At 32.8% G+C, this 23,828-nt stretch carries 25 protein-coding genes and 3 tRNA genes; 12 read left to right on the top strand and 16 right to left on the bottom strand.

Annotation, left to right across the window (positions count from 1 at the left end):
* Positions 1 to 93 precede the first annotated feature (93 nt).
* Positions 94 to 573, bottom strand: a complete 480-nt coding sequence (locus tag AABL85_RS10205; RefSeq protein ID WP_341310018.1) for a GNAT family N-acetyltransferase — start codon at positions 571 to 573, stop codon at positions 94 to 96.
* 873 nt (positions 574 to 1,446) lie between these two features.
* On the opposite strand from AABL85_RS10205, the gene AABL85_RS10200 reads away from it, so the two are divergent.
* Positions 1,447 to 3,498, top strand: coding sequence for a tetratricopeptide repeat-containing sensor histidine kinase (locus AABL85_RS10200; protein ID WP_341310017.1), 2,052 nt, complete (start codon positions 1,447 to 1,449; stop codon positions 3,496 to 3,498).
* A 131-nt stretch (positions 3,499 to 3,629) separates the two neighbouring features.
* On the opposite strand, the gene AABL85_RS10195 is transcribed toward AABL85_RS10200, so the two are convergent.
* Positions 3,630 to 3,854 (bottom strand): hypothetical protein, encoded by a 225-nt coding sequence (locus AABL85_RS10195; RefSeq protein ID WP_341310016.1) that lies wholly within the window; start codon positions 3,852 to 3,854, stop codon positions 3,630 to 3,632.
* 151 nt (positions 3,855 to 4,005) lie between these two features.
* Here AABL85_RS10195 and AABL85_RS10190 point away from each other — a divergent pair, with 151 nt between their 5' ends.
* From AABL85_RS10190 to AABL85_RS10175, 4 genes are all read left to right on the top strand, one after another.
* Entirely contained in the window at positions 4,006 to 4,650 is a 645-nt protein-coding gene (locus tag AABL85_RS10190; RefSeq protein ID WP_341310015.1) for a response regulator, read from the top strand.
* Between the two features lie 229 nt (positions 4,651 to 4,879).
* A tRNA-Ser gene (locus AABL85_RS10185) sits at positions 4,880 to 4,963 on the top strand.
* Between the two features lie 10 nt (positions 4,964 to 4,973).
* A tRNA-Pro gene (locus tag AABL85_RS10180) sits at positions 4,974 to 5,048 on the top strand.
* Between the two features lie 37 nt (positions 5,049 to 5,085).
* Positions 5,086 to 5,160: transfer RNA gene (locus AABL85_RS10175), tRNA-Pro, on the top strand.
* Positions 5,161 to 5,553: 393 nt separating this feature from the next.
* Here AABL85_RS10175 and AABL85_RS10165 read toward each other — a convergent pair.
* A complete protein-coding gene (locus AABL85_RS10165) occupies positions 5,554 to 6,543 on the bottom strand; it encodes an ornithine cyclodeaminase family protein (protein ID WP_341310014.1) in 990 nt (329 codons plus the stop codon).
* Between the two features lie 644 nt (positions 6,544 to 7,187).
* On the opposite strand from AABL85_RS10165, the gene AABL85_RS10160 reads away from it, so the two are divergent.
* From AABL85_RS10160 to AABL85_RS10140, 5 genes are read left to right on the top strand one after another with little or no spacing between them, the layout of a single operon-like run.
* A complete protein-coding gene (locus AABL85_RS10160; protein WP_341310013.1) occupies positions 7,188 to 7,796 on the top strand; it encodes a class I SAM-dependent methyltransferase in 609 nt (202 codons plus the stop codon).
* A gap of 8 nt (positions 7,797 to 7,804) precedes the next feature.
* A complete protein-coding gene (locus AABL85_RS10155; protein ID WP_341310012.1) occupies positions 7,805 to 8,338 on the top strand; it encodes a GNAT family N-acetyltransferase in 534 nt (177 codons plus the stop codon).
* Between the two features lie 59 nt (positions 8,339 to 8,397).
* Entirely contained in the window at positions 8,398 to 9,528 is a 1,131-nt protein-coding gene (locus AABL85_RS10150) for a GNAT family N-acetyltransferase (protein WP_341310011.1), read from the top strand.
* Between the two features lies 1 nt (position 9,529).
* Positions 9,530 to 10,075: an STM3941 family protein gene (locus AABL85_RS10145; protein ID WP_341310010.1), complete on the top strand. Its 546-nt coding sequence runs from the start codon at positions 9,530 to 9,532 to the stop codon at positions 10,073 to 10,075.
* Between the two features lie 6 nt (positions 10,076 to 10,081).
* Positions 10,082 to 10,582 carry a ClbS/DfsB family four-helix bundle protein gene (locus tag AABL85_RS10140; protein WP_341310009.1) on the top strand — a complete coding sequence of 167 codons (501 nt, stop codon included), beginning with the start codon at positions 10,082 to 10,084 and terminating at the stop codon, positions 10,580 to 10,582.
* Between the two features lie 12 nt (positions 10,583 to 10,594).
* Here AABL85_RS10140 and AABL85_RS10135 read toward each other — a convergent pair whose 3' ends face one another.
* The 9 genes from AABL85_RS10135 to AABL85_RS10095 form a co-directional block, all read right to left on the bottom strand.
* Complete coding sequence (locus AABL85_RS10135; protein ID WP_341310008.1) at positions 10,595 to 11,137, bottom strand: hypothetical protein; 543 nt, start codon at positions 11,135 to 11,137, stop codon at positions 10,595 to 10,597.
* Between the two features lie 200 nt (positions 11,138 to 11,337).
* A complete protein-coding gene (locus tag AABL85_RS10130; protein WP_341310007.1) occupies positions 11,338 to 12,096 on the bottom strand; it encodes a DUF2314 domain-containing protein in 759 nt (252 codons plus the stop codon).
* A gap of 135 nt (positions 12,097 to 12,231) precedes the next feature.
* Positions 12,232 to 12,774 (bottom strand): RNA 2'-phosphotransferase, encoded by a 543-nt coding sequence (locus AABL85_RS10125; RefSeq protein ID WP_341310006.1) that lies wholly within the window; start codon positions 12,772 to 12,774, stop codon positions 12,232 to 12,234.
* Between the two features lie 3 nt (positions 12,775 to 12,777).
* Complete coding sequence (locus tag AABL85_RS10120; RefSeq protein ID WP_341310005.1) at positions 12,778 to 14,124, bottom strand: SMI1/KNR4 family protein; 1,347 nt, start codon at positions 14,122 to 14,124, stop codon at positions 12,778 to 12,780.
* 67 nt (positions 14,125 to 14,191) lie between these two features.
* The gene (locus AABL85_RS10115; protein WP_341310004.1) at positions 14,192 to 14,869 is read right to left on the bottom strand and encodes a hypothetical protein; all 678 of its coding nucleotides are present in this window, start codon (positions 14,867 to 14,869) and stop codon (positions 14,192 to 14,194) included.
* Positions 14,856 to 15,380 (bottom strand): O-acetyl-ADP-ribose deacetylase, encoded by a 525-nt coding sequence (locus tag AABL85_RS10110; protein ID WP_341310003.1) that lies wholly within the window; start codon positions 15,378 to 15,380, stop codon positions 14,856 to 14,858. Before AABL85_RS10110 ends, AABL85_RS10115 begins: the two co-directional genes overlap by 14 nt.
* 12 nt (positions 15,381 to 15,392) lie before the next feature.
* Positions 15,393 to 15,800, bottom strand: a complete 408-nt coding sequence (locus AABL85_RS10105; RefSeq protein ID WP_341310002.1) for a hypothetical protein — start codon at positions 15,798 to 15,800, stop codon at positions 15,393 to 15,395.
* Between the two features lie 194 nt (positions 15,801 to 15,994).
* Positions 15,995 to 16,537, bottom strand: coding sequence for a HutD family protein (locus AABL85_RS10100; RefSeq protein ID WP_341310001.1), 543 nt, complete (start codon positions 16,535 to 16,537; stop codon positions 15,995 to 15,997).
* Between the two features lie 19 nt (positions 16,538 to 16,556).
* Positions 16,557 to 17,042 (bottom strand): hypothetical protein, encoded by a 486-nt coding sequence (locus tag AABL85_RS10095; protein WP_341310000.1) that lies wholly within the window; start codon positions 17,040 to 17,042, stop codon positions 16,557 to 16,559.
* A 218-nt stretch (positions 17,043 to 17,260) separates the two neighbouring features.
* Here AABL85_RS10095 and AABL85_RS10090 point away from each other — a divergent pair, with 218 nt between their 5' ends.
* Complete coding sequence (locus tag AABL85_RS10090; protein WP_341309999.1) at positions 17,261 to 18,514, top strand: alpha/beta hydrolase family protein; 1,254 nt, start codon at positions 17,261 to 17,263, stop codon at positions 18,512 to 18,514.
* 120 nt (positions 18,515 to 18,634) lie between these two features.
* On the opposite strand, the gene AABL85_RS10085 is transcribed toward AABL85_RS10090, so the two are convergent.
* The 4 genes from AABL85_RS10085 to AABL85_RS10070 form a co-directional block, all read right to left on the bottom strand.
* The gene (locus AABL85_RS10085) at positions 18,635 to 19,690 is read right to left on the bottom strand and encodes a hypothetical protein (protein WP_341309998.1); all 1,056 of its coding nucleotides are present in this window, start codon (positions 19,688 to 19,690) and stop codon (positions 18,635 to 18,637) included.
* 234 nt (positions 19,691 to 19,924) lie between these two features.
* Positions 19,925 to 20,212: a GNAT family N-acetyltransferase gene (locus tag AABL85_RS10080; protein ID WP_341309997.1), complete on the bottom strand. Its 288-nt coding sequence runs from the start codon at positions 20,210 to 20,212 to the stop codon at positions 19,925 to 19,927.
* A gap of 59 nt (positions 20,213 to 20,271) precedes the next feature.
* Positions 20,272 to 20,673 carry an OsmC family protein gene (locus tag AABL85_RS10075; protein WP_341309996.1) on the bottom strand — a complete coding sequence of 134 codons (402 nt, stop codon included), beginning with the start codon at positions 20,671 to 20,673 and terminating at the stop codon, positions 20,272 to 20,274.
* Position 20,674: 1 nt separating this feature from the next.
* The gene (locus AABL85_RS10070) at positions 20,675 to 21,589 is read right to left on the bottom strand and encodes a pirin family protein (protein WP_341309995.1); all 915 of its coding nucleotides are present in this window, start codon (positions 21,587 to 21,589) and stop codon (positions 20,675 to 20,677) included.
* Between the two features lie 964 nt (positions 21,590 to 22,553).
* Between AABL85_RS10070 and AABL85_RS10065 the strand changes: the two genes are divergently transcribed.
* Positions 22,554 to 23,804: a site-specific integrase gene (locus AABL85_RS10065; RefSeq protein WP_341309994.1), complete on the top strand. Its 1,251-nt coding sequence runs from the start codon at positions 22,554 to 22,556 to the stop codon at positions 23,802 to 23,804.
* The last annotated feature ends 24 nt before the right edge of the window (positions 23,805 to 23,828 follow it).

Here is a 23,828-nt window from a genome sequence, read left to right as displayed (position 1 = left end):
TAGAGCAACTGCCTTCTAAGCAGTAGGTCTCAGGTTCGAATCCTGATTGGATCACTGAAAAAGCCCTTGTTAAAAATAACAAGGGCTTTTTATTTATATACTCATTTTTAGCATAACCATATCGCGAAGCTGAATTCCGTTTTCTATAATTGGTTCTTCATAATTCTCTATAAAGAAGTCTTTCTTTACACCATACTTTACAAAGCCATTGCGTTCATAAAATCGTATTTGATCTACTCCACAATCTGCTGTACCTACTATAATCTGACGATACCCTCCTACTCTTGCAAGTCGGATAACTTCTTTAATCAATAGACTCCCTATTCCCTTGCCCTGAAGCTCAGCAGACACAGCTATATTCTTCAGTTCTACTATATCCTTATCTATAGAATAAAGACAGAATACTGCTAAATCACGACCTCCTGCTCTGACAACGTACACATCACTATCAAAAACATATTTATCAATCGCTTGAACAGTCTCATCAGCTAATAATAACAAAGGATAAGGCAATAATAGGCTATTTTCTATTCGCTCAACCTTATAGTGAGGGTATACTTCTTCTAAATACATATTGTGATATTTTGTTCTTTATATTAAACCAAGATTCCCCCCAACCAAACACTTTGTGCATAGTTGATTCTAAATATTACAACTGTAGTTTTCTGTTTAAGAGGAATCTTAGACTAGAGACAAATATACTATTAATTACGAAGTGTAATCTGATGTCTCCTGTAGTAAATAAGTAAAGAATATAGCTTTAGAAGCTATCATAATTAAAAAGATACAAAATATACCTTTCATAGCTGAAGAAAAATAAAGTCACTCCCTATATTAGGTAGTAGACTCCGATGGTTATATTAAAATAGTATACCATACAATCTATTTTAATATTTGTCCCCACAATTACCATCATCGTCTTTTAGTGACTTTATAATATACAACATAGTTAGCTATATATTCTTTTCCACCCTATTTATCTGGAAACAACAATTGGGCAGATAGTTAATAAAATAGACTACTAAACATTGTATCATTCTTCATGTTATATAGTAATTCTCATAACGCTTTTCTAAATCTGAGTATTTGCTTAGCATTTACAGGTACAAATATAATGGTGTTCTCACTTATAATTTATATCTAAATTCATACTTTAAGAAAGTACAAGTTTAAAACTTTAAAAATGTTAATAAAACATTAATTTTAAAGCCATATGAAGATAACACAATCTCAAAACAAGCTATAATTCAACACCTTAATACAATACCTCTATCCTCATTCTTATCAAGAAAATCATGTATAAAATCAGTTCTAACTATATGTATTTCTAAAATAAGCTTCCTATTATTCGCTATTTGTACTGTATATATTTTTATTCTACTTTTACTACAACTAGAGTTGCCTTCATCATACTAGTCAAACCTAAATCTTTTTAAAATTCTAAGCATGTATTCTAGCTCTTCTATATTAGCACTATACAGTCATCTTACTCAATACTGTAAGCAAAAATCTGCAAGACACTATGTAGAATATATCCTGTATAGCCTGCTAGTTATAGTCATGTTGGGTTGCCAAAAAACAACAACCAAAACCAATCATCATAGCAATCAAAAAATATTAGACAATATAGAGTCTAATGAGAAATCAGTACTCGAAAACCAGTATACACTAGACTCCTTATTCTCAATAACGAAAGAAGCTGACCCTAGGAGTCCACAATTAATAGATATTGCATCTAAAGCATATAATCTAGAGCTATATGATCAATACTATAGATATTCTAAGGAAATCAATCAAATAGCTACAAAAAACAATGATTCTTTACTAGTCGCTAAATCATTATGGTATATCGGAGATTACTACGATTATAAAATGCAATTAGATAGTGCGTACATATACTTTGATAAAGCAGAACAAATATATCAAAACACTAAATCTCATCTAGAGGTCGCTAAAATGCTACAATATAAATCAATAGTCTTATTTAGAGAAGGATTATACAATGAGGCAGAAAATAAAGCATTAGAAGCCCTTGAAATTCTTAAAAAATTACCAAAAGATAAATTACTTTATGAAATACATCTAAACCTAGGAAACACCTTAGATTTAAATCAACAATCTAATGAAGCTTTAATATACTACTCTGAAGCAATTCAAATACTTGAGGATATATTCAAAAAAAATATAATAACTGGTGAAGAATTACAAATCTCTAAGGCGTTTTGTTATAATAATATTGGAGGATTATACCTAAATCAAAAAGCTTATTTAAACGCAGAAATCTATTTAAACTATGCTTACAATATTCTTACAGATCTTAATATCAAGCAAGAGCCTTATGCCATTGTTCTAACAAATTTAGGAACTTTAAATGCGAATCTCAATAATCTAGAGTTATCAGAAAAACTATTAAAAGAATCCCTAAAAATTAGCTCTGATAATCCTTACAAACAAAGTTTAACAGCTAATAACTTCAGATTAGGTGATTTATTTTTAAAAAAGAAAGATAGCATTCAAGCAATAGAATACTACAAAAAAGCATATAGATTTTCAAGTGAAACACACGCAAATAATATTATTCTAAAAAGCTTAAAAGCACTCAGTTTAACAGACAAGCAGAACGCTACCAAATACATTAGTCTTTATTATGCTTTTAATGACAGTATCAATAAACTACAGATCAATAAGAGAAATAAATTTGCAAGAATTAAATATGAAAGTGAGAAATTAGAAAAGAATATCGTTAATCTAAAAAAGGAGAATTCTCAACTATTGATCACTTCTATTATTATTATATTATTAGCTATTATTCTACTATTTATCATCCTATACAGAAATAAAATAAAAAAATACACCTTCTTAAAACAAGATCAAGAAAATAAAGAATTAATATTCAAATTACTATTAGAACAAGAACAATTGTCTCAAGATGTCTTAACAAAAGAGCGAGAAAGAATTAGTCAGGAATTACACGATGGCATTATTAACTCTCTATTTATTATTCGCTTAAATTTAGGAAATTCTAAAGATAACCTACCCATACTAAACGAAATAGAAAAAGTACAAAATCAAATCAGACTAATCTCCCATGACCTCAAAAATCATGAATTCATCCAACAAGGATTCTCTGAGATTATCTCCCGATTAGTTGTTCAAAACAGTACTGAATCTCAAAAATTTCAGCTTATCATATCCAAAAACTATAAATGGGATAAGACTAGCTATGATGATAAAATAAATATCTATAGAATACTACAAGAAGCAATACAAAATGTGATCAAACACTCCCAAGCTAAAAACTGTATTATCTCTATCTTTAAAACAGAAACTACAGATAGAATAACCATCACAGATGACGGAATAGGGTTTAACTACGCTAAAGTTAAAAATAGCAATGGACTCAAAAACATAAGTAATAGAGCCAAACAGCTTCATGCCTCACTAGAGGTAAATTCTACAGCTCAAGGAACTGTAATTATCATTAATATACCTCATTAAAAAAGAGGTTATCTATGCGATAACCTCTCTTTTTAAAAAATCGAACTAAATTCGATGACATTGTATATACAGATGGAATAAATCTATGACATCTTTTAACCTTTTTAGACTAACTAATTCAGATGTATATACTATTTCTTTCCTTTATCAATAATCTTATCTAAATTTTCAGTGCTTTCCATTTCTTGTCCGAATGATCTTGTTTTGATAGAATCTTTTACTATACTAAACTCTCCTCCTTTAAATGAATCTGAAGCATTTAGAGGTTTACTTTCTTTCTCTAAAGGATCAACACTACATGAGTAAACTGTTAAACTCAAGATAGCAGCACAAGCGTAAATAATTTTTTTGTTCATATTATTTTATTTTGTTATTCTTCTTCTATACTTTTACTTTATATGACAAGCAGTGTATCATACTACACTACTTTTTTACATCCTTTCAAAAATACAAACGAGTTTTTCAATCTAATGACTTGAAAAACTTCAAAAATGTTAATTTTTATAAATGAAGCTATCTTATAAATTCCTTATCATAGATGATCACCCGATGATTATCAATGGCTATAAAGCTATTATCCAAAGCAAATATGAGGCACCAACCTTCTATGAAGCTACTAATATTGAAGATGCCATAACACTAGTAGATAGTATAGAAAAAATAGACTTTTTATTACTAGATTACAATATAGGTAAGCCCTATAATGATATAGAAAATGGAATAGACTTAGCTAAATTCTTTGCTGAAAAATATGATGGATTAAAAATATTAGTAATCACTGCACATGAAGAAATTACGATAGTCTATAATATTCACAAAAAAGTAAGACCCCACGCTTTATTAATAAAATCAGATGTAAATACTGATGAACTCATTCTAGCGATAGAAAATACGATCAAAGGGGATATCTATAGATCTACTAAGGCACAACAAGCCTTAATCTCGATGAATCAACGCGCGGTCTTACTCCAAGAAGACAATATCCAAATCTTAATGTTACTAGACAAAGGATATAAGGTGCAAGAAATACCAGCATTAATACATAAAAGTCTAAGCTCTGTACAACGCAATATTGGATTACTGAAAGAAGTCTTTAATGTAACCGAAAACAGTGGGCTTCTAAGAGAGGCAAAAAAGCAGGGATTTATATAGTATTTAACCTTCTCTTCTCGTTAAAGAAAATCAACGATTAAAATCAACATAGTGTTTATAAAAAAAATAATAAAAATATTTTTATAGTACTTTGCTCATTTATAATTAAATATGATTTATGTCAAAGAAAATGATATAAATACTGTCTTTTTTATCTTCATGAAATTTGCAGAACTCAAAAACTCGTAGTATGTTTGCACCGCATTAGAGAAGTAATAATCTAAGCAACGGAGAGGTGCCGGAGTGGTAACGGAGCAGATTGCTAATCTGTCATCGGGTAACCGATGCCAGGGTTCGAGTCCCTGTCTCTCCGCTAAGTTTTTCGGGGTGTAGCGTAGCCCGGTCATCGCGCCTGCTTTGGGAGCAGGAGGTCGCAGGTTCGAATCCTGCCACCCCGACGAAATAACTTAGTTAAAAAAATATAGATGACCCAATCGGGGTGTAGCGTAGCCCGGTCATCGCGCCTGCTTTGGGAGCAGGAGGTCGCAGGTTCGAATCCTGCCACCCCGACTTATATAGTGTTAAATCACTCGTAAATCCGTAAATAATTGATATTTACGGATTTTTTGTTTTTTTCTATATATCAAAGTAATAGGAATCAGTGTCAAAAGTTGGGGACTACACAAAAAGTTTAGTTAATCTAAACAGGAAAAACGGGATCAGTGTCAAAAGTTGGGGACTACGCAAAAAGTTTAGTTAATCTAAACAGGAAAAACTTCTTATCTCTACCCCCTTTATACGTCATACGGAAGTATTTAATTTTTGCATTAAAAGATCTTGTGGTAATAAAAAGACGTCAATGTTGAAAGACGTCTTTTAATTTTAAGGCAAACACTGGTTGATAATCTATTAAAGTGTAAAAAACGAAGTGCTTTTGTGATTATATAATCTAAATTCTATTTTTTACATTCTTATAGAAGTACCTAAGTTTTCTCTACAAGCCTTGTCATAGGCATATTTAGCAGTAATTAAATCTTGGATTGCGATACCAACATTTTTAAAGACTGTTATCTCAGCGTCATTTGTTCTTCCTTGAATTTTACCCAGAATTAGATCTCCTATTTCTCCTTTATAATTCTCCTCAGGTAATAATGCTTTTTCAAGGGGAACAAGAATATCTGCAGTTGATGAAAAACAAGAATCTTTGTGATCTACAAACAAAGAACTATTCATAAAGATATCTTCAGGTAACTCGTGCATAGTTGGACTATAGGACCCAGCCGCGTTGATATGTACTCCTTTTTTGAGTTGGGAGGTTTTGAATAAAGGCGTTGCAGAAGGAGTAACTGTACAAATAATATCTACATGAGCAAGTACCTCTAAGTCATCTGCAGCTATAATTTCCACATCTGATTTGTCTTTGTAATATTCAATGAATGTTTGAACGGACTTACTTGTCTTAGAGCTACCGAATAGATAGGCTTTTTTAATAGGTCTTTCTGCACATACAGCTTCAAATTGTGTATAAGCTTGTGCCCCAGCTCCAAATAGAGCCATTACGGATGAGTCTTTTCTGGCTAAATAACGAGTTGCTACCCCAGAGGCACCTCCTGTTCTTAAGGCAGTAAGATGGGAACCATCAATTATCGCTTGAGTAAGATTATTTTCTGAGTCTATTAGTATCACCAGCCCTTGTATAGCGGGATGGCCGTTCACGCCACCTTGTTTGCGTATACTTAAGAGTTTAACACCTGCGGTATTAATATTAGCAATTAATGACGGCTTAAAAAAGATATCAAGATAGTCTTTGCCAAGACCAGTTATTACCCGATCAGGCATTTCAGCTGTATTATTGGATAGTTCAACATAGGCATCTACAACAGTTTCTATTGCTTCTTCAATAGAAACTAATTGCTTTATGTCTTCCGAGTTTAAGACTTTTATGGTATTCATACTTTATGTTTTATGTATTAAAAAAATAGGTTATAAAGATTCTGCTCTTATTAAAAAGCACTTTATAAGTGAGTTTGTATTTTATACAATACAGAAGATTTTCTGTGTTTGATTGAGGTTTCAATATAGAAAAACAATAAAGCATAACCAAATTTATTTATTTGACATTTTTATTTACCGTTAATCAAATCAACAATTGTCCGATTTTTAGGGTGCCTTACATTTGACTAATAGGAATCACTCTTTAAAATAATTCTTCTATAAAACCCAACTCTTTTTAGATTTTATATTCTCTTTACTTCTATCTAATCTTTTATAATCTTGATTTATTATAAGTGTTACATATTTAATCTAAATAGTAATAATAAATCTAAATAGTGAGCAAATAATAAATAATGAAAATAAATCGTATATTTGTTATCAGAGTATTCAACCCACTGTTACTATTTTTATGATATTAGCAGTAAATATTGAGTATCCTAGTATAGACGATATTTATAATAAATATAAAAACTATACACGCTAACTAATTCAATTAATCATTTTAAGTCAGATAAATCTCTTATCTGACTTTTTTGTTTTATATTATTTAGAATCTTGTATAGGGAATTACTATTTTTGTTATTTAGTACTATTTTAATGTCATGGAGAATATAAAAGAACACTGGGAAGGTGTATATAAAACTAAAACACCCGATCAGGTAAGTTGGACACAAGTAAAACCGATTAACTCACTTCGCCTAATAGAGAATAGCAATATCTCTAAAGATGCTAAAATCATCGATATCGGTGGCGGAGATAGTAATTTAGTTGACTACTTACTAGAAGAGGGATATACGGATATCACAGTGTTAGACATCTCTAGAGAAGCACTAGAACGAGCTAAGAAGAGATTAGGTAATAAAGCTCAAAAGGTAAAGTGGATAGAAAGTAATATCACTACTTTTACACCTACTGAACAATATGAAATATGGCATGACCGAGCTGTGTTTCACTTTCTGACAGTTGAGGAAACTCAGATTTATACACAATTAGTTTCCAAGACAGTAAAAGAGAATCTTATTATAGCTACTTTCTCTAAACAAGGCCCCCTGAAGTGTAGTGGATTAGATATAATTCAATACAATGCAGAAGATTTAAATGAGCTTTTTAAAGATTCTTTTACACTAAAAGACAGCTTTTATGAGGATCATATTACGCCATTTGACACCAAACAGAACTTCGTGTACTGCCATTTTAAAAAGAACAAATAATAACAAATATGGGATTTAGTAGAGATATCCAGTTTTCTTCTGATAGACTATCTTACTTAGTAGTAAATGATAGCTTTAAAGAAGATATTTTTCGTGAGTTAACACCTACAGTAGCTAAGTTTTTACCTTTTATACCAACAGGTAAAATAGAGGATACACAAGGATTTATTGATTATAGCCTAGGTGTATTAGAGCAAGGGACTGATATTACTTTAGTAGCAGTAGATAAAGATACAAAGGAATTCATCGGATGTTGTGGTATTCACGATGTGAATCAAGAGTCTATCTCTTTAGGAATCTGGTTAAAAGAATCAGCTTTTGGCAAGGGATATGGACAAGAACTTATAACAGCGTTAGAAACTTATGTAAACGAAAACCTTACTGTGGACTATCTTATCTACAATGTAGAGAAGAATAACCATGGAAGTATTAAAATAGCTGAGAAATTAGGATACGTATATCACAGTGATTTTGTAAGAAACATTAGTGAAGAGAAGACACTTAATATGCTTCAGTACCGCAAAGACAATAAAAAGAAATAATAAACCAAAGTTCAAGTAGTTTTACTTGAACTTTTTTTTAAGAGATTATAATTAAAATTATGCCTTACACAATAATAGAATTAGAACAAATCGACTTTAATACCATACCTTGGGAATTTCTAGTCCATTATAATGGACGTGCAGATGATTTACCTCCCTTATTTGATCAAGCTACTGGTAGTGATATTAGAGATAGTAGATATGCTCTTTTTTCTCTAGCAAATAATATAGAACACAAAGGTACAGTGATTACCACTACCCCTATTGTACTAATACGTTTGTTTCAGTTGTTTAAAGAGACGCCTTATAATCAAGACATGCTACTGCGTGTTGTTCTAAAAGTGGCTAAGGCAATTGGTTTTCAATGGGAACATTTTAGAGATAGTAATGCATTTGACTCTATTCCTTCTATAGCGGAGTTATACAGTAATCAATCTTCTTTCTTATGGCCTGAATTCGAAACTAGGGAACAAGATGCTATAATATGGGCTGCTACTGATATGCAAAAAGTTTTTGACCATGCTTGGTATTATACAAAAGAAGTGCTTTGTGCTTATCAGCCTGTTTTAGAACAATTAATAGCTCGTGATGACATAGAACAAGGACTTATTTATGACATACTCACTGTAATCAAAATGGTCAAAGATCAAAAAAGAAACATAATTTCTTTTAACGAAAATTGGACTAGCAAACATCTAAAATATGTTATTGTAGAAGATACTTATCTAGAAGACTTTTTAACTAACTTAACTCCAGAAATCACAAAGTTTCTAAGCTTTGATGTTAATGGTAATCATACCTTATTAAAGGAATACATCCGACGCTCACGCATCGAAATAGCTAATGGAACCGCATTAGTATTAGTTGTTTTAAACAAAGAAACTAATGAGTTCATTGGAAGTTGTGGATTAAGTGATATCAACGATGAATCTGTAGAAATAGGACTTTGGATTAAAGCGTCTGAACAAGGTAAAGGATATGGCGCTGAAGTGACTGAAAAACTAATAGAAATAACCAAATCAGAGATTAATACTTCATCTATTCTATATGCAGTAGAAAAAGGTAATGAAGCTAGTGTTAGTATCCCTAGTAAATTTGGTTTTACTCATACCTACGACTTTATTATAGAACCTAGTCCTTTAAAAAACAGAATGAGAGAGATGCAGCAATTCACTCTAACTATTAAATAGCATGAATAAATCCCTACCTATTATCTACTCGATTAACAAATTTAAAGTGGCTTTGTATCTTTTAGGAGCAATACTTCTAGTCGCTGCAGGAATACTTGTTTTATATAATTGCTTACACGAGCAAGGCAGATATCTTTTAGGTTCTATTGAACTCACCTACGGCATCGCTATACTAGCTATTTTATTCTTTGGCTATGCTTCTGTAATGTTTATCAGTAAACTTTTTAGTAATAAACCAGGTATTGTAATTAATGAACAAGGTATATTTGAGAATGCTACTGCTGTTGTAAATGGGCTAATCCCTTGGCAGGATATTACTTCTGTTGAACTCTATAAAATGCAAAGTCAAAAGTTTGTACTAGTCTATGTAAAGAATCCAGAAGAATATATCGCTAAACAAAAGAATATTATCAAGAAAAAATCTATGCAAGCTAACTTAAAGACCCATGGTACATCTATCTTCATTAATACAAATATGCTTAACGTATCTGATATCGAATTAGCGATTGTCATTAAACAACAATTAGATAAGAATATGCTTAAATAAAAAGCCATGGCAAGACCTACAAACAAAACGGAATTATTAGCGCTTTCTAATCATCTATTCGATCAGTTGATGTCAATTATCGAATCGTTAGATAATAAGCGTTTAAATGACAATTTTACATCACATAGCCTAAACAAAAATGTGAGAGATGTACTCACCCATTTATACGAATGGCACATAATGTTTCTATCTTGGTATAAAGTAGGTATGACAGGAAACAAACCAACTATGCCCGCTGAGGGGTATACATGGAAAACTACACCTGAATTAAACAGTGCTATCAACCATAAGTATCAAAATACTAATGTAATTGACAGTATTCAAAAGGTTAAAAAGTCTCACTGTACTGTACTTCAAATTATTCAAAAGCACACAGACGAAGAATTATTTGAGAAGAAGAAATATCATTGGACAGGAAGCACCTCATTAGGAGCTTATCTTGTATCCGCTACTTCTAGCCATTATGATTGGGCATTAAAATTCCTTAAGAAACACGGTATTAAATAAGTTATCTTGTATCTATAAAGCACTGTAATAACGCATAAACTTCTTCGCTTTATTCTGATAAGCAGCTGTTCGCTTAGGATAATTCAGCTCTATCACCTCACTGATTAATTTCATATCCTCTTTATACTTATGTCCTAATAGCATCAAAATATCCATCGCAAAAGCTTCTGAGGCTACTTTAGAATCGGTAGACAACCACAATAGAGAAGCATCTATTAATTGTTTTTCTTGGACAGAAGTACAGACTAGTTTTTTACTCTTAGCTATCAACCAACATATACGACTTATTAGGCGCTTACTTGATTCATTAGTAATGAATTCTACATTCCCTATAAAAGTGTCTAAATAAGGTTCTAAACGGAAGATATCCTTATCTAAAATATCTTGCAACAAGACAGTTGACATCACATGTATAGTATCATCGTATTTGAAACTATACTTCAGTAAGAACTTTAATACCTCCTCATCACTACCAATAACTGCTAAAGTGTTTACACGACTCTTAATGTGTATATCTGTTTCTAATACGATCTGATAAAGCTCTTTGTGTGTCATTTTGATTATTACTGATGTTCAAATATAACCATAAATGCAAATATACTAATCCTCTAAACATACCAAATACAGTAACTAAAAACCGTCAAACTTACAAAGTGACCATAACTGTTGACTGTAAACCGTTAACCGTAAGCTGTAAACAAAAAAAAGCCCTAGTATTATCTACTAGAGCTTTCCTACTTTTATTTAAAAATTGATTATCCTAATACAGGGATGATATGCTCCCAATTTAATTGTTTAGCATAGTCTATTGGAGTCTTACCTTCATTATTTGGTTCGTTCTTATTAGCGCCTTTTGCTAATAATACCTCAACACTGGTAAGATTTCCTGCGATAACTTCTTTGTGTAAGAATGTATATCCAGCCTCATCTTTATTAGTTACCTCATCCGGATTCTCATCTAAGAATTTCTCTAAGCTCTCTTTCATATTCTTACTCATAGAGTGCTCTATAAGGTTCTCAGGATGTTCTTTTTGCTCATAAACATAGACCACATCATTAAAATCTCCAAACTCTAATCCCCAAGCTTCATCGTGCTCTTTTCTCTCTTCTTCAGTCATCACAGAACGCATAGCCTGAACAGTAAAACCTCCAAAAGATTTACCTTGACTGATGAACATCCAGTCACTGATTTGATCAAGAGTTACTCCTATTTGTTCTCCTTCTTCTATATTCGTAAGCAGATTCGGTTGATTTAATAACTCTCCATAGATAATATCTCCATCGAAATCTACATCACCTATCCACATATGCTCTACTACAGGCTCTACTTCACCTTCCACCTCTTGTGTGAAAGCCACTTTAACACTTGCCATATCAAAAGCAGGTACTATTCTTCTATATTCCCAAGATAACTCTCTCCAAAAGTATTTGAAGGTATCTTGAGCTTTCTTATATGCCTCTATTAAAATAGGGTCATCTCCTTTTGCGTAAAAAACTGGATTCTCTTTTTCCATACTAAGTGTTTTATATTTTAATTTTGACTACTAGAATCCTACTAGCCTACTGTGCAAAAATACTTATCTCTTTTACATATTCAAGTAATCAAAACAAGTATCATAGGGTATTAACACAGATTTAATGTTCCTTGCTTATTTAGAGATATACTTAGGATCGATATAATCTGTCAACCATACTCCATTAGCGGATTGGAAAAACGCTATCCCATCTTCATACATCTTATGCGCTAAAATAGTTAACACTACTACTCTACCATGGCGAGAGCCAACATTGATTGCTGTCTCTTTATCTTGGCTTAGGTGTACATGCTGTCTACTCATCTTCTTAATCCCCTCTACCTCTATACTATTCAAAAAGCGATCTGCTGTTCCATGATATAAAAATTGAGGAGGCTCTACAGATGTAAACTCTAAATCAACAATTATAGAGTGTCCTTGGTTAGCTCTTATTTTAGTACCGTCTTCACTATACGCATATCTCTTTTTATTATTAGTCTCTACGATTTCATCCAACTCTTTCTTGGTAAATGAGACTCTGTGTTTACCACATTTACTGATTAATTCCTCTACATCAGCCCATCCATTATCGTCTAATTGTATTCCTATTTTACTCGGTTCGTGTCTAAGCACTAAACTTAGAAACTTACCTATACTCTTCTTTCTTATTTCATCCATTCTTTATTCTAAATCTTTTAGAGAACATCCTAATTCTTCTAATCTATGTTCTAGATTAGTGATAATATAGTTCTCCGTTTCCCTATTTTTATACTTGCTATATACTGTTTTATAACACGACAGTAATTGCATATCGTCTATTCCTCCTAATCCTTGTAAAGTATATAAGACTACGCTATCATCATGATCATTTAAACACTTTATAAAATAATCAAGATACTCTTTTTTATTCCTCACTTGCCCTAAAGTATAAATCGCTTGTCTACGGATAGCTTCATTAGAAGACTGAAGTCCTGCTAAGACATACTTCCCGAAATCTTCTGTTGCTTTTGACACAACGTAAGTATAAAAACGAAAAGTCTCTTCATCATTTATTTTATCATTTAAGGGAACGATAAATGGCATCCAATACGCCATGTCCTCTGCATACCAATGCATTATTTTTAACGAGTGAAGTAGATCTCGATTAATTAATTCTTTGACAAAAGGAATAGCCCTTTTAAACGATACCTTTGCTAGAATCATAACTAAGCTATTCTTAACCTCATCATGGTTAGTATGGGGAAGAATAATTTCTATCTCTTGGAGAATAGATTCACTGATGTCTTTTTTCTTAATCAGTCCTTCTAAGTATTCTAACTTTCTCTCTTGATCTTCTGCTGTCTTAAATGACTTCCATAAAGATTCACTACTTCCTCCTCTAGAATACCCAAACCATCCAGCGTCTTTACTTACTAACTCTCCTGATATAATTTCGTTTAACCAGCGTTCATACCAATCTAAAAAGTGGTTTTCATAAGCAAATACGGGTTGAAAATCTTCATTGATATAAACGATTCTTCCTTTATACTCTCCTGTCACTATCAAGCAAGTAGTAATAGCACATCCTTGAGTCCCTATCGCTAGTAACCCTCCAAATAGCTTCTCTTGGATTGCATAGTATTCCTCATCAGATATTTTGTCTCCAGATAGAGGATTAGTCAAATCTTCCCACTGCTCTTTTGTCATTTTAGGAGTTAAAATACACGGCTTAGACAAGGCACTTTTAAAGTCTTCTACGTTGATATCATTTAACCCTTCTCCTAAGGGATAAATACCGTAATAAGGTCCTGCAGCACTTCCTCCATAAGCTTCTGCTCCATCATTTCCATTTCCCACTTGGGTAAGAAAAGACACATAAGCTTCAGGTAGCTTTATATTATATTCTTGTTCGAAATGGTTTATTTCTCCTTGACTTACCACCTTTCCTATCTCATATTCATGCGAATCCGCTCCAAAAACCACATAGTCTCTATCAAAATCCTTGATCGTAGCCAGCTTATCTTTTATTCTTTTAACCTGTATATTCATTACTTTCTTTTCCTAACTACAAAGAAACTATTTTTACACTTTAATAATCCCCCTTTAAAAAGGTATTTTATACTATGAGAATTGCTTCTTTATCTTGAAACAGAATATAGTCTTGTAACTTTCCTTTTTTATACGCTTTTCGACCTACTTGATAAGGATGAGAACGAAGGTACTTTATCTCTAATAATTCCTTATCTTTTATTGCATGAATTACTAATTTCCCTCTACTATCTATCACCTCACTAATTACAGCTCCTACTAATATTTCACTCAATTCATCCCAAGATAAACCCTCTCCATAAGTAGATATCCAAGGTATCGCCTCATCATAATACTTCGGGTTACAAGACACTATACGCTTATTAACTTCCACATATGACGAAGAGTCCCAAGCAGTATATACTAAGTATTCTCGATCATCAAGTAAAAGTCCAAAGAATCCAGGTCCCCCCATACCATATGTACCTAAATGAGTACTATATGAAGTAATACTTCTTCCCACTAACGACGTGCCATCCTCTAGTTGATTAGGCTTATTAAACATCAGTGTTTCCTTTATAGGGTCAAACTCTCCATACAGTAGATAGGCTTCCTCATCACCTTCAGGTAGTTGTATCTCTTGATAAGTTAACCATCCTTCTTTTCTATATTTCTCTACCTCAGTCAATCTCACGATTTGACTATATTGTTCTATTCCTGACATCTTAATATTACAATAAGGATGTCTCTCTTTATTTTTGTTCAAATCTTTTTCTGTATAAACTAAAGTTCTCAAAATCATAACACACAAAGACTACTACTCTGATACTCTCATTGTGTTCTAAAAACGCCTTTACCTCACGTATTGCTATTTCAACCGCCAACTCTTTTGGAAAACCATATATTCCCGTACTAATATTGGGAATTGCAATCGTTTCGCAGTGATGTTCTACTGCTAATTTTAGACTATTTCGATAGCAGTCTGCTAATAGAATAGCCTCATCTTTAGTCCCTCCATTCCACACAGGTCCTACAGTATGGATAACATACTTAGCACTTAATTTACCCCCAGTTGTAATGACTGCTTTTCCCGTTTCACATTGCCCCTGCTTAGCCCTAATCATTCTACACTCTGCTAGAATATCTTCTCCTCCAGCACGATGGATGGCTCCATCTACACCACTACCGCCCAATAGAGAACTATTAGCAGCATTAACAATTACATCAACATTCTGTTGTGTTATGTCTCCTTGTATAACAATCATCTTCTCTTTCATCACTTTTACATTTTACAAATTTCCAATAAATATAGTTAAATCACTTCCGTCAAACTCAGGTATAAAATGTTTTAATAAAGGAATATAAGCATTGTGCATACCACTATGTTCTTTTATTTTCTTCTTATTTTTCATGATAAAACCATCATAAAAACAAGTCTTTTCCTTTCCCAATACTTGTAAAACAGCTATATCTAAATAAGGATGTCGTCTACTGAAAGACTCTATTCCATTGTCATACGCAGATACATCCTTTACTTCGTGTATTAGAGTATCAATATCTCTATATACAACTAAGAATTGTTTCTGATGACATAACACATTCACAATATTACTAGAGGGAAATAACATACTCAATTCATGATTAAAGGCATTCTCATTACAGTCTACTAAAGGTACTACGATATAAGACATTTCCATATACAACTCAGATTAAAGTTATCTTTATCCAAATTACTATATATAATACATTGTATTGTAACCAAAATCTTAAGTAATTATAACTAAATCATTAAAATCACAATAAAAAAGAAACAAATCAAACTTTTTAACCTTAATCATATATAATACAAGCTTTATTTAAACATTATCTTGTTTTTTTAGTGTTTTTATATTTACCAATATCCGATAATAGCTTTTTGAGCTAAAGTAATAGATATTTCATTAGATTCTTCATTAACAATTAATAAACAATCATATTTTTGCATTGAGTAACACACATCGTTAACCACTACAGTATTATCTGCTAATGCAAATATAAATAGGTATACAGCATTAATATTCACCCCATCAGAGCTAATCTCCACGATTTCATCCTTTATAGATTGATGTAACATGAGATTAAAATCCTTACCTAGTGAATAAGAAATAATCTCCTCTTCAGATCCAAATGAAAAAAGAGAATTGGGAGTATAATATTCCTCTTTCCCTTGTCTATATAGTTCTAAATCTCCTTCTAGCATAGATAAATATCTTTTATACCCCTTAAAACGGGTAAACTCAGAAGGAACAGCTTCTATAGTCGCACTGCTTATTCTAAACATAAAATCCTTATTCGCATATTGAGCACCTTTGGGGTATATCACATACTCATTGGTTTTGCCTCCAGACCAAACATTAGCTGTGATTTCTTCTTTCTTTATTAATTCTATTGTCATATGTAGAAAAGTCTAATCTTTATTCAGCTATAAAATGAACATCCTTTTCTTTCGTTTTATCCACCACTATAATAACACATGGATGTATAGTAAAGCTCCTATTTTCTTGACTTTGCTTAATTGTATAAGACAATTCTAATACCTCACCTTTTGCTACTAATTCCTTTATTTCAAAAGAGGTATCTTTATCTGTAGGTTGTCCTACTAAGGCTAAAACAAATGATTTTTTAAAATCAATAGACGTTGGTAATTCTTGTTCTCCCATTGTAGCCGCTGCACCAAAATAAGATTCAAAATGATCTTGTGAAGTAATACGAAGACTTTCTACTTTATCATTCTTAACTGTATTTTTTACAAAATATCCATGAGCTAACTCATATTCCACCTCTTGTAACTTATCTGTATCACTTAATTCTATTTCATTTCCTAAGCTTTCTTTCTTCGCAGTATTACAGCTACCTAACATAATAGCTCCTAATAATAGTATTAATACATTTTTCTTCATAATATAGATTTTATCTAAAATAACTCTCTATCTCTTATTTTATTGCAATAAAATGTCAATTTAACTCTTATACAATATACAACTGAATTTTTTAAATATCTTGTAATTACTATCATTCTTAAAATTTTAACACACTGCCTTTTATTGTCAATAAAAACTATTTACTATATTTAGTAATATAACTAAAACATATCGAATTTTTAAACTCGTGAACTATTATGAAAAAAAGAATTTTTTTAGTGAGTACGATTCTGTGCTCTGCTCTTATATTCACGTCATTAACAGCTTGTAACAAGAATGATGACAACGGAAACAAACCACAAGAAGAACACTTCGTTTCTGAGAAGGAATATAGTCTAGATAAACTGGATGAAGCAGGGTCTATTAAAGTAATGACTTATAATATGCCTTATTTAAATGGAAAAAACCAAAGTGCCACAGCTCTTATCATGTACCCTAAAACACCGAAGCCAAAAGATGGTTACCGCATCGTGGTATGGGCTCATGGTACAGTAGGAGTAGCAGACGCTTGTGCTCCAAGTAATAATCCGTTAGGAGAGAACTTTAAAGTAACAGCTAAAGCCTTATTAGCGCAAGGGTATGTCATCGTAGCTCCAGATTATGAAGGACTAGGTACTCCTGGTATACACCCTTATTTACACCTAAAGAGTGAAGCGCTGTCTGCTACTTATGCTATCAAAGCTGTAAAAGAAAAATACACTAGCGAATTTAACGGAGACTGGATGTCTGCTGGACAATCTCAAGGCGGGCAAGCTTCTCTAGGTATAGCAGAATTAGCGAATACTGATGCCACTTATAAAGGGGCTGTAGCTGGTGCACCTGCCTCTAGTTTAGGAAAGATTATTCTAGAAGTAGCTCCAGTAGCTTTAGCAGGATTAGAAGCTCAAGAAATAGCTGGAGGGCGACCATTAGAGCAAAGAAGTTCTGTTTCATCTTATGCTACCCTATTAGCTTATGCAGCCTTAGCAGGGGTGGGTATTAAAGCAGAAACTCCTTCTTATGACTATACTGCGATATTTGAAGAAAGAGCTAAAGGTTTTGCCAAACTAGCCGAGGGAAGTAATGGTGATGACGGTGACTGTCTAGATGGAGTACGTCAAGCTTTTATGGCTGACATCATCAAGTATATGAATGAAGATCCTAGTAATAAAGTAATGACTTATCCTGGTCTTAATAATGAGAAATTTAAGAATGATCCTGTCATCCAAAAGTTCTTACTAGATAGTCAACCAGGTACTAAGAAAATAGACAAACCTATCTTAGTCATCCAAGGACAAGCGGATACAAATGTACCTGCTATTGTGACTCAGGGAATGGTAAAAGGCTTACAAGACCTAGGCTCACCTAGTGTAGAGATCATCTTAGTAGAAGGTGCTGGGCATACTCAAGCGATCGTATGGAAGAATGATGAACTAGTGAAGTTTATCAATAAATACATGCCTGCTAAATAGTAGATAAACACAAAAAAATAAAGGTCACTAACTGAAGCTAGTGACCTTTATTATATCTTTAAATCAAGTACATTAAGTCAGAAAATTCTTAATTCTTAATTCTTAATTCTTAATTCTTAATTATATCTCGTGTTGTAATACGAAAGCTTTATTATAAGTCTCTTTGCGTTGTTTACGAGGATAGAATACTAAGCCTATCTTACCATCAGTAATAGGATTAATCCCTGATAGTACTAAATCGTTATTATCAATAGACAACACTTCTTTAGTCAATAAGTTTTGATACCCTTTTTTATTCTTGTTATAGAATAGTTCCACTAGCTCATCATTCTTGATTACTAACCATCCATTTCCAAACTCAGTAGTGAATTGTACTGCATTAGTATCATCACTTACGCGCTGTGGATGCCAAGTACCGAAGAACTCATCACCGATATTAAATAAATCTCCGTACATCCCTTCTCCATCTGAATCTATCTCTACGATACCTATTTCACCATTTTCCTCACATAATAAATATGATTTCTCATCAAATGAAAGTGTCAAAGCTTCGTGTACAAAAGGAAAATCAAACTCTAATAATCTTCTTCTCAGTTCTTCCCCATTCTCATCTATCTGACGGTGAAGCCATCCATCCTCTACCTCAGTAATGATATGAATCTCTCCATTTCGCACACAGATTTTATTGTCTTTAGGGAAAGGAATCTCCACTTTCTTTTCATTCACCAATACACCATCTTTAAACTCTATAACATTCATAACATCTGCTGCTTTTTCGCTCCAGATATCTACATTATAAAAAATACTGTAATTAGTTGTACATCCAACGAAACGTCCATCAAATGATTTACTCCCTTTAAATCCCTTTGCGCTTTTATCAAATACAGCATAAGAAGTCATCTCTTCTTCCTCTCCATTAACTAAAGAAACAAAGTTATCCTTAGCAGGACTTAAAAATAAAGTAGGCAATACTCCTCTAGTCTCTTTCTCCTCTTTTGTATTTCCATCTTTATCAATGATCGTATATACTAATTCAAAAGTATTAGTATCTCCTTCATTCGAATAAATATAATTTGCGATTAACAATCCCTCTTTATTCCAACAGCTCCCCTTTACACTCAACGCGTAAGGTACTTCTATTGTAGATATTAATCCAAAAGATGTTTTTTCGTTCATAAGATTTAAAGCATTTAATTTTATGCAAAGGTAGCAAAAACAATATAGACATACTTCTATAACACTAAACTTATTTAGCTTACAGTGTACAGTGATCTATTAACAGAATTGTCTTCAGTATAGTATTGTAATGATGATGGCAAGTTAATCTGTGGTAATCAAACCTCACAATAACCACAAGCTGCCTCACGACACTAAGTACATATTGTCTATAAGAAAAAACTTAATTCTTAATTATACTAATACGTCTCCTATCTCAGCATGCATCTTTTTAAACATAGCTGATGCAAAAGGACATAATGGCAATACCTTTAAATTTTTTTCTCTTACATAAGGGATTACACCTTCAAGTAATATAGTCTTCCCTACTCCTTTACCATTAAATGCCTCTTCTACTCCCGTATGATCAATGATAATCTTATCTGTACCCGCTACTGAATAAGTCATTTCTCCAGCGCGCTGTCCGTCTACATACGCTACAAATGCACCCTTTGTCTCTTGAGCTTCATGTTTTATTTCCATACTGTATCTTATTATTGATTAATGTTATTATATGTTTCCTGTTTCCTAACTTACTAAAGTTAAATAACCAACTCTGTATTAATGCTTACTTCCCCTGTCAATACCTTATGTACAGGACATTTATCAGCTATAATAGCCAATCTCTTTTCCATATCAGCATCTAATGAAGCTCCTTCAAAAGATATTTTTCTATTAAATGTAGTCTTTGTCCCTGTAGTATCTCTAGTCATTTCTATTTCCACCACGATCTTCTCAGCTTCCCACTTCTTTCTATCCATATACATTCTCAAGGTAGCAGCTGTACAGCTAGCTAGTGAAGTAGCTAATACTTCGAATGGGTTAAATCCCTTATTTTGTCCTCCTAAATCAACTGGTTCATCTGTAATTAACACATTACTACCAGCAGTAACCTCTGTATAGTATAATTCTGTACCTAAAACGGCTTTTACTGTCACGTCCATATTACTTCTTATTTTTAAATGATTTCATCCCTTCTGGGAATGGCACATAACTATCACTATCCCCTTCAATCAAAGGAAATACCTCATAGTTCTGATTAATCCAATCTTGTTTTGCTTTCTCTAATTTGTCTGTATCATGAGATACGAAGTTCCACAATATATAGCGCTCCTCAGGTAGAGGTTCACCTCCGAAAATGTACACTGTCGTATTCGGTTTCATTTCGAACTCACATAATGTACTATCATTAGAAATCAGAATATTTTTAGGTTCATACTCATGTTCTCCACTTTTCACTCCTCCTTCTAAAATATACATCGCTGCCTCTCCAAATAGTCCACTCCCAATATTGATTTTCTTATGTTCTGTAGATTTAATTTCAATATAGTATAGTGGGCTATATACAGGCACAGGTGATTTCTTACCTAATGCTTCTCCTGCTATCAGCTTATACGATACACCATCCTCTTCCCAGCTAGGCAAATCTTTTGCTTCAATATGTACAAAAGAAGGTTCCATATCTTCTAACTCTTTAGGTAACGCTATCCAAATCTGTAAACCGTGTAGAATAGCATCAGGCATAGTCGTACGAATATCTTCTGGCATACGCTCAGAATGCACCACTCCTCTACCTGCTGTCATCCAGTTTACTGCTCCTGGTGTGATACGTTCTACGCTTCCCACACTATCTCTATGCATAATCTGCCCTTCGAATAGGTAAGTCAATGTAGATAGACCTATATGAGGATGTGGATCTACATCTAAATTATCGTGTTCTGCTACGGATATAGGCCCCATATGATCTATAAAAGAAAATGGTCCTACGGTTCTCTTTTGTCTAAAAGGTAATAATCTACCTACTAAGAAATTACCAATACTTGCTGCACGTTCCTCTATAACTAAATCTACGTTTGACATAATATGAATATTTAATTGATTGAAAACTTAATTGTTCTAGTGTAAAAGTATAGAAGTTCTACTCATTACTAGTTAATATAGATTAAGAACTGCTTGATCCTCTCCCTAAAACTCTTCTCTTTAAAGATACTGATTCTCTAGGATCTGTATAGTGGAAAACACTTTTTTAACGTTTATAACAATACATCGTTATCATAAATAGACTTCCTCCTCATATTCCCTTCGGGTTTCTTGAGGTTTCTTAGGGGTATTCCTCGAGTTTACTAGCCCAAAGCACGCTTTTCAGCAAGAATACTCCTAGAAACCTGCAAAGAATCTCCTAGCATCTTACACCGAGACTGAGTCTCTACTCTCATGAGTGATATATAAAAAAAATAAAGCATAAGTCAACTCAATAAACTTATGCTTTATAAACAAAACCTAAATAATAAAATCTTTATTACTTATCTGATGTTAATTAACTAGGTTAACATCGCTCAAAAAAAAATAACTATGAAATTGTATACTACACTTATAGAATAACAAATGCTGTGCCAAAAAAGCAATTTGAGCGAATAGAATGATTTTTTATTCATAATTCTACACTATACCTCATCAATTAGTTCACTAAACTTGAGTATTGACAAAGGGTAAGGCTATTTTTATCACATATAGTATTTTAGAGTATTTTATTACCTATATAGTTACATTATTCTTTTTAAAATAAATTTTCAGTAAAAATACATCAAAGATTAATAACAGGCAAAACGGTTGTAAATAAAGACTTTACAACCGTTTTATGATTTTTTGGGAATGATGTAAAAAGCAGTAAAAAGCGAGGTTTGGCAAAAGTAAGGTTACTAAAACGTTACTCTTGGAAAACATAAAAATAACATTTAAAATACTGTATTTCAGTTTTTTGCATAGTTTTTCATATTGTTCCGTAGCTCACAGAAGTTTAATTTTATCATTAAGAATTGTGAGTATGGAAACTACAAAAAAATCAACGTTTAAGGTATTGTTTTACCTTAAAAAGAATGCCCCGAAGAAGAACGGAAAAGTTACGGTTATGTGCAGAATTACCGTAAACGGCAAACAGTCTGCATTCAGTACCAAGTTGGATATTTCTGCAACAAATTGGGATTTGAAGTATGGCAGGGTTTTAGGAAAAAGCCGAGAAGCCCAAGACACAAACAACAAACTTCACAAAATTCGTTTAGGTATTGAGGAATGCTATTCCAAAACCCTAAAGAACGAGGGAACGGTAAATAGTGCTAAACTTAAAAATGCCGTTCTTGGTATGGAAAGTGGAGAACTGACCTTTTTCAAGTTCTACGAACAGTTCCTTTCCGATTATGAGAAAAAAGTAAACAGCGGACTTCGGGTAAATGGCACACGCAGTAAGTACAAAACACTTCTAAAACACCTGCGTAATTTTGCCTTTGCGAAATACGGTTACTCTGATTTATCATTCAAAGACCTTACCTCTGATTTTGTGCAGGACTTTGATTATTATCTACGTGACGACCAAAGTTTAACCCACAACACCATTTGGCTGTATATGATTGGATTTATCACACTTTGCAGGTTGGCAATGAGCAGAAAGCACCTTGCCTTCAATCCGTTCAGCGAATACAAGAATACCAAAAAGGATAAAGATAGAGGTTATCTGTTACGGAACGAATTGGAACAGCTTGTAAAGTTCAACTGCGAGAAAAAGAAAGACGAATTGGTTAAAGATTTGTTTGTTTTCAGTTGCTTTACAGGATTGTCTTATTCAGATATGGAAGGGCTTAGAAACAGTAATATTCAGGATTTCTTTGATGGTAACCAGTGGATTATTATACGCAGGAAGAAAACTGCTACATCGTCAAACGTGATGCTTTTGGATATTCCGAAAATGATTATTGAAAAATATGCAGGATTTTCAAAGAACGAAAAGGTATTTTCCGTACCATCAAATACAGTTTGTAACGACAGCCTAAAGCGAATATCACAACAAATCGACTGCCTAAAAGAAAAGAAAGTAACCTTTCATTTGGCACGGCATACGTTTGCCACACTGTTTTTAAGCGAGGGCGTTCCATTGGAAAGTTTGAGCAAGATGTTAGGGCATAAGAATATTGCCACCACTCAGATTTACGCCAAAATTCTCAACGAGAAAGTCGGTAAGGATATGCAAAAGGTATCGCATAAATTTAAGGGTATGGAGCAGTCTTTTATGACCCAACTTTAATACAATATTCTTCAGATGTTAGAT

The sequence above is a fragment of the Myroides odoratimimus genome (genome assembly GCF_038039805.1).
GTDB lineage: Bacteria > Bacteroidota > Bacteroidia > Flavobacteriales > Flavobacteriaceae > Flavobacterium > Flavobacterium odoratimimum_B.
The sequence above is the reverse complement of the archived record's forward strand: the minus strand, read 5'-3'. Positions and strand labels throughout refer to the sequence as shown.

Coding starts and splice junctions, on each gene's coding strand:
- AABL85_RS10205 (WP_341310018.1), bottom strand. CDS start 573: ATGTATTTAGAAGAAGTATACCCTCACTATAAGGTTGAGCGAATAGAA.
- AABL85_RS10200 (WP_341310017.1), top strand. CDS start 1,447: ATGTATTCTAGCTCTTCTATATTAGCACTATACAGTCATCTTACTCAA.
- AABL85_RS10195 (WP_341310016.1), bottom strand. CDS start 3,854: ATGAACAAAAAAATTATTTACGCTTGTGCTGCTATCTTGAGTTTAACA.
- AABL85_RS10190 (WP_341310015.1), top strand. CDS start 4,006: ATGAAGCTATCTTATAAATTCCTTATCATAGATGATCACCCGATGATT.
- AABL85_RS10165 (WP_341310014.1), bottom strand. CDS start 6,543: ATGAATACCATAAAAGTCTTAAACTCGGAAGACATAAAGCAATTAGTT.
- AABL85_RS10160 (WP_341310013.1), top strand. CDS start 7,188: ATGGAGAATATAAAAGAACACTGGGAAGGTGTATATAAAACTAAAACA.
- AABL85_RS10155 (WP_341310012.1), top strand. CDS start 7,805: ATGGGATTTAGTAGAGATATCCAGTTTTCTTCTGATAGACTATCTTAC.
- AABL85_RS10150 (WP_341310011.1), top strand. CDS start 8,398: ATGCCTTACACAATAATAGAATTAGAACAAATCGACTTTAATACCATA.
- AABL85_RS10145 (WP_341310010.1), top strand. CDS start 9,530: ATGAATAAATCCCTACCTATTATCTACTCGATTAACAAATTTAAAGTG.
- AABL85_RS10140 (WP_341310009.1), top strand. CDS start 10,082: ATGGCAAGACCTACAAACAAAACGGAATTATTAGCGCTTTCTAATCAT.
- AABL85_RS10135 (WP_341310008.1), bottom strand. CDS start 11,137: ATGACACACAAAGAGCTTTATCAGATCGTATTAGAAACAGATATACAC.
- AABL85_RS10130 (WP_341310007.1), bottom strand. CDS start 12,096: ATGGAAAAAGAGAATCCAGTTTTTTACGCAAAAGGAGATGACCCTATT.
- AABL85_RS10125 (WP_341310006.1), bottom strand. CDS start 12,774: ATGGATGAAATAAGAAAGAAGAGTATAGGTAAGTTTCTAAGTTTAGTG.
- AABL85_RS10120 (WP_341310005.1), bottom strand. CDS start 14,124: ATGAATATACAGGTTAAAAGAATAAAAGATAAGCTGGCTACGATCAAG.
- AABL85_RS10110 (WP_341310003.1), bottom strand. CDS start 15,380: ATGAAAGAGAAGATGATTGTTATACAAGGAGACATAACACAACAGAAT.
- AABL85_RS10105 (WP_341310002.1), bottom strand. CDS start 15,800: ATGGAAATGTCTTATATCGTAGTACCTTTAGTAGACTGTAATGAGAAT.
- AABL85_RS10100 (WP_341310001.1), bottom strand. CDS start 16,537: ATGACAATAGAATTAATAAAGAAAGAAGAAATCACAGCTAATGTTTGG.
- AABL85_RS10095 (WP_341310000.1), bottom strand. CDS start 17,042: ATGAAGAAAAATGTATTAATACTATTATTAGGAGCTATTATGTTAGGT.
- AABL85_RS10090 (WP_341309999.1), top strand. CDS start 17,261: ATGAAAAAAAGAATTTTTTTAGTGAGTACGATTCTGTGCTCTGCTCTT.
- AABL85_RS10085 (WP_341309998.1), bottom strand. CDS start 19,690: ATGAACGAAAAAACATCTTTTGGATTAATATCTACAATAGAAGTACCT.
- AABL85_RS10080 (WP_341309997.1), bottom strand. CDS start 20,212: ATGGAAATAAAACATGAAGCTCAAGAGACAAAGGGTGCATTTGTAGCG.
- AABL85_RS10075 (WP_341309996.1), bottom strand. CDS start 20,673: ATGGACGTGACAGTAAAAGCCGTTTTAGGTACAGAATTATACTATACA.
- AABL85_RS10070 (WP_341309995.1), bottom strand. CDS start 21,589: ATGTCAAACGTAGATTTAGTTATAGAGGAACGTGCAGCAAGTATTGGT.
- AABL85_RS10065 (WP_341309994.1), top strand. CDS start 22,554: ATGGAAACTACAAAAAAATCAACGTTTAAGGTATTGTTTTACCTTAAA.